Annotated in this window: 12 protein-coding genes and 1 tRNA gene; 4 read left to right on the top strand and 9 right to left on the bottom strand. The window is 70.7% G+C overall.

All coding sequences use genetic code 11. The annotated features are described in order from the left end of the window. The 8 genes from ACYQ77_RS19765 to ACYQ77_RS19730 form a co-directional block, all read right to left on the bottom strand. Complete coding sequence (locus ACYQ77_RS19765) at positions 1-1,107, bottom strand: methyltransferase domain-containing protein (RefSeq protein WP_459713361.1); 1,107 nt, start codon at positions 1,105-1,107, stop codon at positions 1-3. Between the two features lie 53 nt (positions 1,108-1,160). Continuing rightward, the gene (locus tag ACYQ77_RS19760; RefSeq protein WP_459713359.1) at positions 1,161-2,096 is read right to left on the bottom strand and encodes a lysylphosphatidylglycerol synthase domain-containing protein; all 936 of its coding nucleotides are present in this window, start codon (positions 2,094-2,096) and stop codon (positions 1,161-1,163) included. Continuing rightward, positions 2,089-2,796: a class I SAM-dependent methyltransferase gene (locus tag ACYQ77_RS19755; RefSeq protein WP_459713358.1), complete on the bottom strand. Its 708-nt coding sequence runs from the start codon at positions 2,794-2,796 to the stop codon at positions 2,089-2,091. The genes ACYQ77_RS19760 and ACYQ77_RS19755 overlap by 8 nt, the downstream gene beginning before the upstream one ends. Beyond that, a complete protein-coding gene (locus ACYQ77_RS19750) occupies positions 2,793-3,788 on the bottom strand; it encodes a glycosyltransferase family 2 protein (RefSeq protein WP_459713356.1) in 996 nt (331 codons plus the stop codon). Before ACYQ77_RS19750 ends, ACYQ77_RS19755 begins: the two co-directional genes overlap by 4 nt. An 11-nt stretch (positions 3,789-3,799) precedes the next feature. Continuing rightward, on the bottom strand, positions 3,800-5,548 hold the full coding sequence (locus ACYQ77_RS19745) for a hypothetical protein (protein ID WP_459713355.1): 1,749 nt from the start codon (positions 5,546-5,548) through the stop codon (positions 3,800-3,802). Between the two features lie 83 nt (positions 5,549-5,631). Then, on the bottom strand, positions 5,632-7,338 hold the full coding sequence (locus tag ACYQ77_RS19740) for a hypothetical protein (RefSeq protein ID WP_459713353.1): 1,707 nt from the start codon (positions 7,336-7,338) through the stop codon (positions 5,632-5,634). Positions 7,339-7,347: 9 nt separating this feature from the next. After that, positions 7,348-8,664 (bottom strand): alginate O-acetyltransferase AlgX-related protein, encoded by a 1,317-nt coding sequence (locus ACYQ77_RS19735; protein ID WP_459713352.1) that lies wholly within the window; start codon positions 8,662-8,664, stop codon positions 7,348-7,350. Between the two features lie 19 nt (positions 8,665-8,683). Next, complete coding sequence (locus tag ACYQ77_RS19730) at positions 8,684-8,983, bottom strand: hypothetical protein (RefSeq protein ID WP_459713350.1); 300 nt, start codon at positions 8,981-8,983, stop codon at positions 8,684-8,686. 143 nt (positions 8,984-9,126) lie between these two features. Here ACYQ77_RS19730 and ACYQ77_RS19725 point away from each other — a divergent pair, with 143 nt between their 5' ends. After that, positions 9,127-9,372, top strand: a complete 246-nt coding sequence (locus tag ACYQ77_RS19725) for a helix-turn-helix domain-containing protein (protein ID WP_459713348.1) — start codon at positions 9,127-9,129, stop codon at positions 9,370-9,372. A 3-nt stretch (positions 9,373-9,375) separates the two neighbouring features. Here the strand turns inward: ACYQ77_RS19725 and ACYQ77_RS19720 are convergent. Then, positions 9,376-9,451: transfer RNA gene (locus ACYQ77_RS19720), tRNA-Gly, on the bottom strand. 183 nt (positions 9,452-9,634) lie between these two features. Between ACYQ77_RS19720 and ACYQ77_RS19715 the strand changes: the two genes are divergently transcribed. From ACYQ77_RS19715 to ACYQ77_RS19705, 3 genes are all read left to right on the top strand, one after another. Next, entirely contained in the window at positions 9,635-11,044 is a 1,410-nt protein-coding gene (locus ACYQ77_RS19715) for a sigma-70 family RNA polymerase sigma factor (protein WP_459713346.1), read from the top strand. Positions 11,045-11,117: 73 nt separating this feature from the next. Further along, a complete protein-coding gene (locus tag ACYQ77_RS19710) occupies positions 11,118-11,570 on the top strand; it encodes a DUF983 domain-containing protein (protein ID WP_459713344.1) in 453 nt (150 codons plus the stop codon). Between the two features lie 27 nt (positions 11,571-11,597). Further along, complete coding sequence (locus ACYQ77_RS19705) at positions 11,598-12,461, top strand: Fpg/Nei family DNA glycosylase (RefSeq protein WP_459713343.1); 864 nt, start codon at positions 11,598-11,600, stop codon at positions 12,459-12,461. The last annotated feature ends 39 nt before the right edge of the window (positions 12,462-12,500 follow it).

The raw sequence follows: 12,500 nt of genomic DNA, 5'->3' as shown, positions 1-12,500 counted from the left end.
CTAGGCACTGCCGCGCCGGATCACGTGGGTGAAGCTCTCCCACTCCGCGCCCGCCATCGTGTCGGCCACGGTGTGCACCACCTCGGACCCGCAGTGCGCGAACGCCAGCCGCACCAGCCGGGGGTCCATGCCGTACATCTCCATGCCGCCGTCGTCGCGGCCCCGCGGCGCGGGCCGCGGTTCGATCTCCTGCGCCGGCCCCGGCGCGGGCACGTCCACCGCATCGGGCACGACCTCGACCGCGGTCCTCGCCGGGGTGCTGCCCGCGTCCGCCCACCACGACACCGCTTCCTGGACCACGTCCAGCTCGAGGTCGTAGCGGCCCGGTTCGCCGGGTGCGGTCACCGGCAGTTCCAGCTCGACGGACGCACCCGGCGCGAGGTCGTGCGGCAGGTCGGCGCGGCCGTCGTTCCAGCGCACCGGTGTGCCGTCGCGGTGCCAGTGGTTGCCGAGCCGGACCAGCTGCCCCGCGGGCCACGTGTGCGTGCTCAGGTTGGTGATCCCGGCACGCACCGGCACGACCTGCCCGGCGCCGACCGGTGTCGGCACGGACAGCGGCTCGATCCGGGCCCGCATGGCCGCGGAGGGCAGCGCGTCCGGCTTCGCGGGCCGGGACGGGATCTGCAGGACGAGCACACCGCCGGTGCGCACCACGCGCTGCAGCTCCAGCAGGCACGCCAGCTGCACCGCGGGCGGCGAGTGCTGGATGGAGATGAGGCTGACGGCGGAGTCGAACGACTCGTCGGCGAACGGCAGCACCTGGCCGTCGTAGGCGGTGAACGAGACCCGGTCGGGGCACCGGTTGATGCGGTTCGCCTCGTCGACCATCGACTGCGCGATGTCGACGCCGACGACCTCGCGGGCGTGCGCGGCGAGCGCACCCGAGAGCCGTCCCGCGCCGCACCCGAAGTCCAGGACCCGGTCGCCCAGCGACAGGCCGGTGGCGTCGACCAGCCCGCGCACCCACGCGACCGGCTTCTCGCCGGTGTCGAGGAACTCGTCGACGTCCCAGCCACCGTGCCTGCGCTCGGGGTCGGTGAGCACGGCCCACAGCGGGTCGGACCGCCCGAGGTCCTCCCAGGTCGACTTCAGCCGCCGCACCGCCATACCCGACTCCATTCCGCTGAACGGAGTAAGGCTAACCGCCGGATGTCGCAGTGCTACACGGTGGCGGGTTGCTGCCGGTTCGCGCGGGCGCGGATGAGCCCGTACCGCAGTGCCAGCACCAGGTCGGCGAGCGTGTGCCCGACGCGGAGCATCAGGCTGACCGTGGCCGCCGCGGGCGCGCCGAGCAGCGGGGTGAGCGCGAGGATCAGCACCGCCTCACGCGCGCCGACGCCCGCCGGGGCGAGGAACACGAGCAGCCCCACCAGCCAGCCGAGCGCGAACGCGCCCGTGCACACGAGCGCCAGCTGCCATACCGAGTCCGTGAACGGGTCGGCCAGCACGTACCCGGCGACGCCGTAGCCGGCCCACGCGGGCAGCATCCACAGCAGCGGCTTGACCAGGCCGGACCAGCGCAGCACCGGCGGCTCGGCCCCGGACCGCTTCGCGAGCTTGGCGGCCAGGAAGTTGATCACCTTGGGGTGCAGCACGACCAGCGCGAGTGGCACGCACAGCCCCGCCCAGCCGAACCTGTTCACCAGCGCGGGCTGGCTGACCAGCAGCAACGCGCCGACGAGCACCGAGGTCACGGTGTGCACGACCAGGAACACCGACCCGGCCAGCAGCGCCATGCCCCCCGGCACCCCGCGTTCGCGCGCGAACTTCATCTGCGCGAGGAACGGCCACACCGACCCCGGCAGGTACTTGCCGACCTGGGCCGGGAAGAAGATCTCGCGTGCCGCCCGGGACGACACCGGCGAGCCGAGCGCGGCGAGGCAGTGCTTCCACACCTCGGCCGTCGCCAGCAGGCCGAGCACGATCCCGGCGAACGCCACGACCGGCCGCCACCACGAGATCTTGCCGAGCGCGTCGACCATCGACGGGAAGTCGTCGCGCAGCGCCCACACGGCGACGCCGACGGCGACCACCACGAAGACCAGGGCCAGCAGGTCCGCCCGCCGGCTCGGTTTCGGGGCAGCCGGCTCAGTCACGCCAGATCAGTCCGGTAGTGGTGGGATACGGCAGCGTCGGCGTGCCGCCCTTGAGCAGCTCGATCCGCAGGCCCGGCATGGCCGAGAGGACGTCCCAGTACCGCTTGCGCTTGATGTTGTCGAACACGACCACGCCGCCCTCGGCGAGGTGGTCCAGCGAGCGGCGGAACGCGTCGACGCGGGCCCGGCCGTCGACCACGATCAGGTCGAACGGGCCGCCGACCTGGTCGATCGTCGACACGTAGTCGGCGAAGTCGAGGTCGGTGTGCCCGACGCGGCCGGACCGGACGACGGTGTCCTCGGTGGCCGCGGTCGGCGGCACGGCGTGCAGCTTCACGTTGCCGGGGGAGCCGGCCAGCATCTCGCGGACCTTCTCCGCCCACGCGGTGTCGTGCTCGACGCTGTCGACCTGCGCGGCGCGCTTGGCGAGCCACAGCGTGCTCGCGCCAGCGCCGTACTCGAAGATCCGCGCGTCGGGGCGCTCGGCCAGGAACGCGTCCACGCGCTCCATGGCCGGGTAGCTCCACCACGCCATGTCCATGCGGACCATGTCGGCGGCGTCGAAGATCGAGAACAGCGTGCGGACGTGCCGCGCCTTCGGCGAGGAGCTGTTCTCCAGCTTGGTCAGCAGGCCCGTCTTCTCGGCGGCCTTGCGGATGGTCTTGACACCGCTCACGTAGGCGCCACGCACGCCGCTCATGCTTCAACCTTCTCGGAGACCTGGACCTCCGCGTCGCGGGCGGTCGGCTCGGCAGGGGTTCGTTCCCGGATGAGGTCCGTCGCTTCCCGCCGGTTCGCCGTCCGGTGCAGCACGATCTCGGCGATCAACCCGATCGAGATCAGCTGCACGCCGAGGATCACGAGCAGGATGCCCAGCATCAGCAGCGGCCGGTCGCCGATCGCCTGCCCGCCGAACAGCTTCACGACCGTCAGGTACGCCAGCGTGACGAAACCGAGGAACGCCGACAGCAGGCCGATGCCGCCGAACAGGTGCGCGGGGCGGCGGCCGTACTTGGTGATCGTCATGACCGTCAGCAGGTCGATGGCGCCGCGGACGTACCGCTCGAGGCCGTACTTCGACTTGCCGTGCTCACGCGGGCGGTGGTTGACCGCCAGCTCACGCACCTTGTAGCCGGTCTGGTGCGCGAGCGCCGGGATGTAGCGGTGCAGCTCGCCGTACAGCGGCACCCGGCGGTACACCTCGGTGCGCGCGGCCTTGAGCCCGCAGTTGTGGTCGTTGATCTTCAGCCCGGTCATGACGTTGGTCATGAAGTTGAAGAACTTCGACGGGATCCGCTTGCCCAGCGGGTCCTTGCGGTCCGCCTTGTGCCCGGACACCAGGTCGGCGCCGTCGTCCAGCTCGGCCAGCAGGCGCGGCACCTCGGCCGGGTCGTCCTGCAGGTCGGCGTCCATGGTGACGACCCGCTCGCCGCGTGCCTCGTCGACGGCGGCGGCCAGCGCGGCGGCCTTGCCGAAGTTCCGGCGGAACCGGATCGCGCGCACGCGCGGGTTCTCCGCGGCCAGCCGCGACATGACGTCCCAGCTCGAGTCGGTGCTGCCGTCGTCGACGAAGATGACCTCGTACTCGGTCTCGAGCGGCGTGAACGCCTCCTCGATCTGACCGACCAGCGTGGCCAGCGTCGCCTCTTCGTCCTTGACCGGTATCAGAACGCTGACCTGCACTTCAGGCACTGTTTCCATACTCACTTCTGGTCCTCGTCATCCGGAACTTCAGCCGGCATCCAGCGCTTCGCACCGCTCTGGAGGACCACCACGACGCGGAGGCCATCCTCGTCCGGTCCCACCATCCCGAACCCGGTGTCGGCGTTGATGCCCAGGTACTGCTGGGCGATGTCCGAACGCACCCGGTCGCTGACGCCGCCCCCCACGACCTTGCCGGAGGAGTCGACAAGGACGGTACAGCGCACCGGGTCCTTCACGCCCGTCGCCCATCCCCACACGAGGCGTGACCCCGGCTTCTTCTCCACCAGGTCGACCACGCCCGACGGGGACGCGGGGGTCCGGCCGCCCTCCGGGAAGCCCATCTCCTCGACACCGGTGAGGTCGATCGTGTCACCCAGTTCGGGGCCACCGCAGCCGAGGGTGAAGTCGTCGTTGAACGGGTAGTGGCCGAGCGCCTCGAGCCTCGGCACCAGCTTGTGGCCCTCCGGGGGCAGGGCCCACCCGAACGCGTTGAGGTAACCGGCACGCAGCGCAACCGCCTTGATCTCGTGGTCGGCGTCCTCGGCCCGGACGGTGTCCGCGGTCGGCACGCCGAGCGCGAACCCGGTGACACCCGCGACGGCGAAGGCCACGGCGATCTTGCGCCAGTGCCGCGCGGCGAAGGAGTGGACGACCGTGCCGATGATGACCAGCAGCGGCAGCGAGACCAGCACGGACACCGACGTGTAGCGGCTGTGCTGGCTGTAGTCGAGGCCGAAGTCGATGCGCGAGATCGCGATCATCGCGGAGCCGAAGAACCCGTGGCAGCCCAGGCCCCACCAGAACCGCAGCTCGGGCGCCTTGGCCGCCCGCACGGTCGCCATCGCGGCGTACCCGGCGACGATGACCGCGCCCGCGAGCACCGCCATGCCGGTGTTGTTGGCCGTCCACACCTTGCCGATGACCGCGAACAGGCCGTAGATGGCGGTGCCGATGTCGCTCTCGGTGCCGGAGCCCGCCGCGTTGTGGTTGACCGACATCCAGCCGACGACGATCACCGCGCCCAGCCCGAGCGGCAGGACCCGTCGCCACATGGGCTCCTTGCGCAGGATCGCGACCAGCGCCAGCGACGGCCACGCGGCGAACGCGGTGCCGTAGGTGATGCTGCCGAGCAGCGCCATGCCCCACGCCGGCCACCACTTGCCCTTGACCGCGAACAGCAGCGCGCCGACGGAGATCAGGTTCGCGGTCAGCCAGGCCGCGCCGCTCATGGCGTGGGTGAAGTTGTGCAGGCCGTGCAGGCTGTAGAGCAGCGCGGACGAGGCGAGCACGATCGACGCGCGCACCACCGCCGGCAGCGACTTCGGGATCGCGAACCGGATCAGCACCACGGTCGCGAGCGCGATGAGGATGTCCAGGTAGCCGAGGATCCGCTGGTTGCCGCCGAAGATCGTCGCGTCGCCGTAGTAGAGCATCGACGGGATCGCGATCAGGTGCTCGTTGGACGCCTTCCACAGGCCGCCGAAGTTGAGCGACCCGTCGAGGTTCACGAACCGGACCAGCGCGTACCAGTAGTCGACGAAGTGCAGCTCCGGCGCCTTGGCCACCTCGACGGTCATCGCGGCGGCCGGGACGAGCGCGAGGAACTCGATGAGTCTCGCCAGCCAGCGGGTGGTGGCGAACCGTTCCAGCCGCTGCCGCCACGTGCCGGCCTGTGCCGGTGCGCTGTCGGTGCGTTCCTGGTCAGGCGCCGATTCCGGCTCCGACTTGTCCGTCACCGTGCTCGTCACGTCACATTCCTCCGCGCCAGGTCCACGCCGACCAGCCTGTCAAAGCCCGGCACGACGGCGTCGCGCGGGCCCGTCCGAATGGCCTACTCACGCACCGGGAGCGGGAGCCAGAACTGCCATCCGTCGTCCAGGAGGAAGACCACCCGGCCCTCGGGATCGCCCTTCCCGATCGCCGTGAAACCCGGGTCCCTCGGGCCCCAGCCGAGCAGGTTCTCCACGTCCGGCCTGGGCAGATGGTATTGGCCGCCGCCGGTGACCTTGCCGTCGGCGTCGACGACGAGCACGCACGTGACCTTGCTGCGCCCGCCGACGGCCCACCCGCGCAGCAGCACGGAGTTCCCGTGGAACTGGGCGTCGTCGATGGCGGCGGTCGGCCGTTCCTGGTCCTCCTCCGGTTTGGTCATGGGCCGCATCTCGTCCATGTCGAGCCGGTCGCCCAGCTCCGGCCCGCCGCAGCCGAGCGTGAAGTCGTCGTTGAACGGGTAGTGGCCGAGCGCCTTGAGGCGGGACGCGATCCGGCGCGTCGGGGGGAAGCCGGGCCAGAAGCGGTCGTCCAGCTGGGCGCGCAGCGCGATCGCCTTCAGCGGGGTGTCCTCGGTGCCGCTCCGCACGACGGTCACCGTCGGCGCGCCGAGCGTGAACCCGAGCAGGCCGACCGTGACGACCGCGATCGTGAACCGCGACCAGCTGCGCGGCCACTTGCGGAACGCGACGGTCACCACGATCACCAGCAGCGGCAGCGAGGTCAGCACCGACAGCGAGGTGTACCGGCTGGCGAGGCCGACGTCGTTGCCGAAGTCCTCCCGGGCGAGCGCGATCATGCCGCTCGCGAGCACCCCGTACAGGGCGAGCGCCCACCAGAACCACAGCCGCCTCGTGCGCGCGAACGGCACGGTGAGCATCGCGACGAGCCCGGCGAGGACCAGGGCGCCCGCGATGGCGGCGAGGTCGGCGGACCGGCCCGTCCACAGGTGCCCGACCAGCGTGATGAACGCGTGCACCAGGTTGCCGATGTCGGCCTCCTGGGACTTGTCCGGCACGAAGTCCGGCCGCATCCGCAGCCACTCGGCGACGACGACGATGCCGAGGACGACCGTCGTGATCCGGATCCACCAGCGTTCCCGGACCATGAACCCGATCAGCAGCAGCGCGGGCCACACGGCGAACCCGGTGCCGTAGCTCAGGCACGCGACCAGGCCGGCGGCCCACGCCACCCACCACTGGCGCTTCATCGCGAAGATCAGCGCGATGATCACGAACAGGTTGGCGGTGAGCCACGCGGCGCCGCTCATGCCGAGCGCGAAGTTGTGGGTGCCGTGCAGGCTGAACACCAGCGCGGACGTGGCCACGACCAGGCCCGCGCGCAGCACGTCGGGCAGCATGCGGGGCAGTGCGAAGCGCAGCAGCAGGACGGTGGCGGCGGCGATCACGACCGTGAGGTAGCCGAGGATCCGGTTGTCGCCGTCGAAGTAGCGCGCGTCCACCCAGTAGAAGAACGACGGGACGATCAGCGGGTGCTCGTTGTGGAGGCTCCAGACGCCGCCCCAGTCGAAGGTGCCGTCCGGGTTGACGATGCGCAGCAGCACCGCCCAGTAGTCCAGCTGCTGCAGTTTCGGTGCGGCGGCGACCTCGAGCGCCATCACGAGCGCGGGCAGCACGGCGAGGATCTCGATGCCGTACGCGAGCCTGCGGTCGTGGAGCCACCAGCGGCGTGCCGGCGCCGGAGCCGCCTCGCGGTGTGGTGCCTGTTCCTGCCCGGCCATCGTCCTGGGCGAGGCTCCCTCTGTCACCGGCCGACTCTAGCGAACGGGGTGTTTCTGCAGCTCTTCGTCCAATCGGTCCAGGAACCGCTGGTCCAGAAGGTCTATCGCGCCCGCCGCGATGTTCCGCTCGACCGCCTCGAACACCACGATCTCGGCGTCGGTGAAGGTGTCGATGACCTCGTCCGGCCGGTTCGTCGACGACCGGTAGTACTGCATGGTGAGGTCGGCGAACGCGGCGGGCAGGTAGCTGGACGCGTACACGAGGAACGAGTCGCCGAGCACCGCGGTCGGCGCGTACACCATGCCCTCGAGTTCCTTCGAGTTGTAGTGCTTCTGCTCGATGAGGTCCACGGTGGCCTTGCGGGCCCGGTCGTAGCGCCCGTCCGGTTTGAACCGGTAGTTGACGATCTCGTTGTCGCCCTTGCGGCCGACGAGCTTCGGCAGGTCGGCCGTCACCAGCTCGGAGTCCTTGCGGTGGATGCGCCACTTCTCCGCGACCCCCGGCTTGACCTCCTGCGCGACGGCCTTGACCATCTCGATCGCGCCCTCGGACGTCCAGTGGGTGTCCTGCGGGTAGTACATGGGCTTGCCGTAGCGCTCGGCGGCGGCGGCGAGCCGGGGCCGCATGTCCAGCCCGCCCGCGATCTCGATGGCCTGCTGCCAGACCTGCGGCGTGATGGGCGCGGCGCAGTCCTTGTAGGGGTAACGCTCCGGCAGGTACTCGGGCACCATCGTGGTCTTGTCCGGCACGAGGACCAGCACGAACTCGCGCCCTGACCGTTCTACGACCGCCCGCAGCTTGGCGAGCTGCCCGATCGTCTGCCGGAGGGGCTTGTTCGGGTGGCACTTGGACAGGGCGTCGGCCCCGAAGTACAGCCAGCCCTCCGCGCCCTCCACCACCTGCCGGTACCCGCCCTGGTCGGAGCCCGGCGGCACGACGATGGGGCCGTCCTTCTCCGGTTCCGTGCGCGTGTCCGGCTCCCCGGGCGTGCCCGGCAGCGGCCCGGTCGGCGTCTTGCCACCCTGGTCGAACGGCGGGGGCTCACCGAAGAAGGTGCGGCTGACCCAGTCGGCTGCGCTGATGGCCTCCTCGCGGAACACGAGGTTGTCGGTGGCCCACCCCTCCATGCCGGTGAAGAACCCCCAGCCGTCGCCGAGGCTGGGGAACCCCGCGAGCTCGTGGTTCTCGATCTCGCTCGGCCGCATGCCCGCCACCCACATGAGGGCGGGGGCCGCGAAGAAGACCAGGGCGCTGATCAGGGCGGTGAGCTGCCGCTTCCCGTGCCGCGGGCGGTGCAGGGAGTGCTCCCGTGGCAACCACGCCTCGTGGACGGGCGGCAGCTCGGTGGTCACAGGTGCACGCTAGCCGGTCTCATGCCCGGCTTTCGTCAGGATCACCCAGCTCGTCGGCGATCGAGGTGTTGACCACAGTGGTCTTGTCCTGCGTGCCCACGATCTGCGTCATCTCCCCGGACGGCGCCTCCCAGGCCGCGGAACGGGGGATGTGCACCCGCTGCCGCCCGGCGGGCTGGGTCTCCGCGGCCGCGTTCGCCGCCGCCTCCGCGTCCGCCTCGGCGAGGATCCCCTCGCTCGACCGCCGGTAGTCGTCCGTGGTGATCTCCCCGGCCGCCAGCCGGTCCCCGAGTTCCCGAAGCCGCTCCTGCCAGCTCATGCCCACGTTGGTACCACGACCGCGCCTCGTAGCCCGTTCGCACCTCACCGGTTCGCCTGTGAGAACGATCTTCCGCCCGGCGCTGACAAACCGGTTGCCCCGGTGGTGGAATGCGCTCCAACGACGGGGCGAAGGGGAACACGATGAGCACGACGTGGTTCCGTGCGGTGGACGTGACCGAGGCGCAGACCGCCCGGTGGGACGCGGAGGACTCCGGCCGCCTGGTGCAGCTCATGCGCGAGGAACGTGGCTGGACCCGCACCCGCCTGGCCAAGCTGGCCGGCACGTCGCACGCAGAACTGGCGAGCTTTGAGATGGGCCGCACGGTCCCCGCGCAGCCGATGCTCATCCGCTACCTGAACGCACTGGGCTACCACGGCCGCCAGTGAAAGTGGAGCGGACGACGGGATTCGAACCCGCGACCCTCACCTTGGCAAGGTGATGCGCTACCAGCTGCGCTACGTCCGCAATACCGAGAAGCATAGCGGATGGGCTTAACACCCTTCGCAGGCGGCCGGACGACGCAGTCCGGAGGGCCGGTCGGCCTAATACCTTCGTAGGTATCGCCTTCACGTTCTTAACGTTTGCCGTCCACTCGAAACGGTGTGTGGCATGTTTGGCGAATCCCGTGGCGGTCGGGATGGAGGTGTCGTGACCAGCGAGGCTGTGGAAGCACCCGAGGGTGAGGACCGGGCACTGTTGGAGCGTCTCCGCGCGGGCGAGGACGCCGCCTTCGGTGAGTTGTTCTCCCGCCATTCCGCCGCCGTCCACCGGCTCGCGCTAGGGCTCGTGAACGACCGGGCCGAGGCGGACGACCTGACCGCGGAGGCGTTCTTCCGGGTCCTGCAGGCGATCCGGCGTGGTGCGGGTCCGGTCGACAACGTGCGTGGCTACCTGCTGATCGTGGCGCGGCGGGTCGCGTGGGAGTGGAGCCTGCGGCGCAAGGAACTGCCCGTCTCCGACGAGGAGCTGACGCACCGCGCACCGTCCGATCCGGACACCTCCGGGCAGTTCACGGAGCGCAACCTGATCCGCCGCGCGTTCACGTCGCTGCCGGAGCGGTGGCGGCGGGTGCTGTGGAAGATGGAGGTCGAGGGCGAGCGGCCGGCCGCGGTCGCCACGAACTTCGGTCTGTCACCGAACGCGACGGCCGCCCTCGCCCGCCGGGCGAGACAGGGGCTGCGTGCCGCCTACCTGCAGGCCCACCTTGCCTCCGAGCGCAGTGCCGTCGGCTGCCGGTCGGTGCTGGAGAAGCTCGGCGCCTACACGGCGGGCACCACCTCGGGCATCGAGCGCCGCCGCATCCGGGCGCACCTGTCGACGTGCACGTCCTGCACCGCCATGTACGCCGAGCTGCGGGACATCTTCGTCGGTCTCCGGCCGCACACGGGGCTCGCGGCCGTGCCGGTGGTCGGGGTGGCGCTGTGGCAGCTCGGCGCGACCGTCAAGGGCCTGCTCGCCAGCACGAAGATCCAGATCGGCATCGCGGCGACGTCCGCGGCCGCGGTCGGCGCGCTCGGGTTCGCGTTCGCGCCGTGGGGCGGCGGTGACGAGGTCGAGCCGGTCGACCTGGCGGGCAAGCGGGCCATCGAGACCGGGCTGAACGCGCACCCGGTGCTCCCGTCGAGCACCGTCGACGTGCGGCAGGGCAGCCTGGACGGCTCGATCGAGCCGCCTGCGCGCGACGACGAGACCGAGGACCGCGAGTACGACCGCGAGTACGGCGAGCAGGAGACCGGCACACCGGTGACCCCGACGTCCGCCACGCCCGCGCCGACCAGCGCGAGCGAGCCTGCCGTCGACGACGGTGGCCGCACCCTGCCCGAGTCGACCGAGAACGCGTCGTTCGACGAAAGCGCCCCGATCGTGTACCGCGAGACCACGGTCGAGACCTACAGCACCGAGTACGAGGAGTACACGCTCGTCCAGGAGACCACCACGGTCACGGAGGTGAACTCCCTGGACCAGACGCGCACGACCAGGTCGACGACCTCCTACACGCAGCCGAACGAGGGCGAGGCGACCGCCATGAAGGCGAGCGAACCGCCACCAACCACCTGACCGGGCCCTGACAACGCCCCCCGCGATGCGCCATCATTGAAGTTGATGTTGCCGGCCGCCGGGAGGCGATCGAATGACGCGCGTTGTGCGCGGGGCTGACGGACGCATGTGGACCCTGCGCAGCGAGATGGAATGGCGCCAGCCCGCCACCGCCGACGACTTCGAGCACGACGTGACCGGCGGCAACCTGTCCGCGTACGTGCTGCTCGGGCTCGTCGTCGTGCTGGCCGTGGTGCTGGTCGTGGCGATCCCGGACGACGTCGTCGCGCCGTGGAGCAGCAAGATGCTGTGGCTCGGGCTGCTGATCGTGCTGGCGATCCTGTTCTTCCCGGCCCGGTGGGCGCTGCGCAGGCCGTGGACGGTCGTCGCCGAGACCGGGGACAACGGCGAGGGTGAGCCGGAGGAGCGCTGGACGGGCACCGTCCGCGGCATGCTCACCGTCCGCCAGCAGATCAACCGGATCGCGAAGGACATCCAGCTCGACTCCCAGCCGGGGCTCGAGGGTCCGTTGCAACCCGTGGCGTAACCGCCGGAATCGGGCAAGACTGGGGCCGTGCCAGAACTACCCGAGGTCGAGGCGCTCGCACAGCACATCCGCGAGCACGGTGTGGGTCGCACCGTGGCGCGGATCGACGTCGCCTCACTGTCCGTGCTCAAGACCGTCACCCCGCCGTGGACCGAACTGCACGGCAGGGAGGTGACCGGTGCGACCAGGCACGGAAAGTTCCTGGATGTCGAGATCGGGGACCTGCACCTGATCATCCACCTGGCCCGCGCAGGCTGGCTGCGCTGGGCCGACACGCTCTCGGCGGCGCCGCCCAAGCCGGGCCGGGGCCCGCTGGCGTTCCGCGTGCACCTCGGCCCGCCCGGCCAGGGCCCCGGTTTCGACCTGACGGAGGCGGGCACGAAGAAGGGTCTTGCCGTGTGGATCGTGGCCGACCCGGCGGAGGTGCCGGGCATCGCGGCGCTCGGCCCGGACGCGCTGGCGCTCACGCGTGACGAGTTCGTCACAGTGCTCTCCGGGCACACCGAGCGCCTGAAGACCGCGCTGACCACCCAGAAGATCATCGCGGGGATCGGCAACGCGTACTCCGACGAGATCCTGCACATGGCGAAGCTGTCCCCGTTCGCGACCGCGGGCAAGCTCGACGACGATCAGGTCGACCGGTTGTACGAGGCGATGCGCGAGATACTGACGAGCGCCGTGAGCAGGTCCGTCGGGCAGCACGCGGCGACGTTGAAGGGCGAGAAGCGGTCGGGGCTGCGGGTGCACGCCCGCACCGGCATGCCGTGCCCGGTGTGCGGCGACACCGTCCGCGAGGTGTCGTTCGCGGACAAGTCGTTCCAGTACTGCGCGACCTGCCAGACCGGGGGAAAGCCGCTCGCCGACCGCCGCATGTCGAGGTTGCTGAAATGACCCCTCCTTGCCACGGAGGGTGCGATGGCCGGAGCATTG

The sequence above is a fragment of the Actinophytocola sp. KF-1 genome (genome assembly GCF_054661535.1).
This window is presented reverse-complemented; position numbering and strand designations above follow the sequence as displayed.

Coding starts and splice junctions, on each gene's coding strand:
- ACYQ77_RS19725 (WP_459713348.1), top strand. CDS start 9,127: ATGAGCACGACGTGGTTCCGTGCGGTGGACGTGACCGAGGCGCAGACC.
- ACYQ77_RS19765 (WP_459713361.1), bottom strand. CDS start 1,107: ATGGCGGTGCGGCGGCTGAAGTCGACCTGGGAGGACCTCGGGCGGTCC.
- ACYQ77_RS19730 (WP_459713350.1), bottom strand. CDS start 8,983: ATGAGCTGGCAGGAGCGGCTTCGGGAACTCGGGGACCGGCTGGCGGCC.
- ACYQ77_RS19755 (WP_459713358.1), bottom strand. CDS start 2,796: ATGAGCGGCGTGCGTGGCGCCTACGTGAGCGGTGTCAAGACCATCCGC.
- ACYQ77_RS19710 (WP_459713344.1), top strand. CDS start 11,118: ATGACGCGCGTTGTGCGCGGGGCTGACGGACGCATGTGGACCCTGCGC.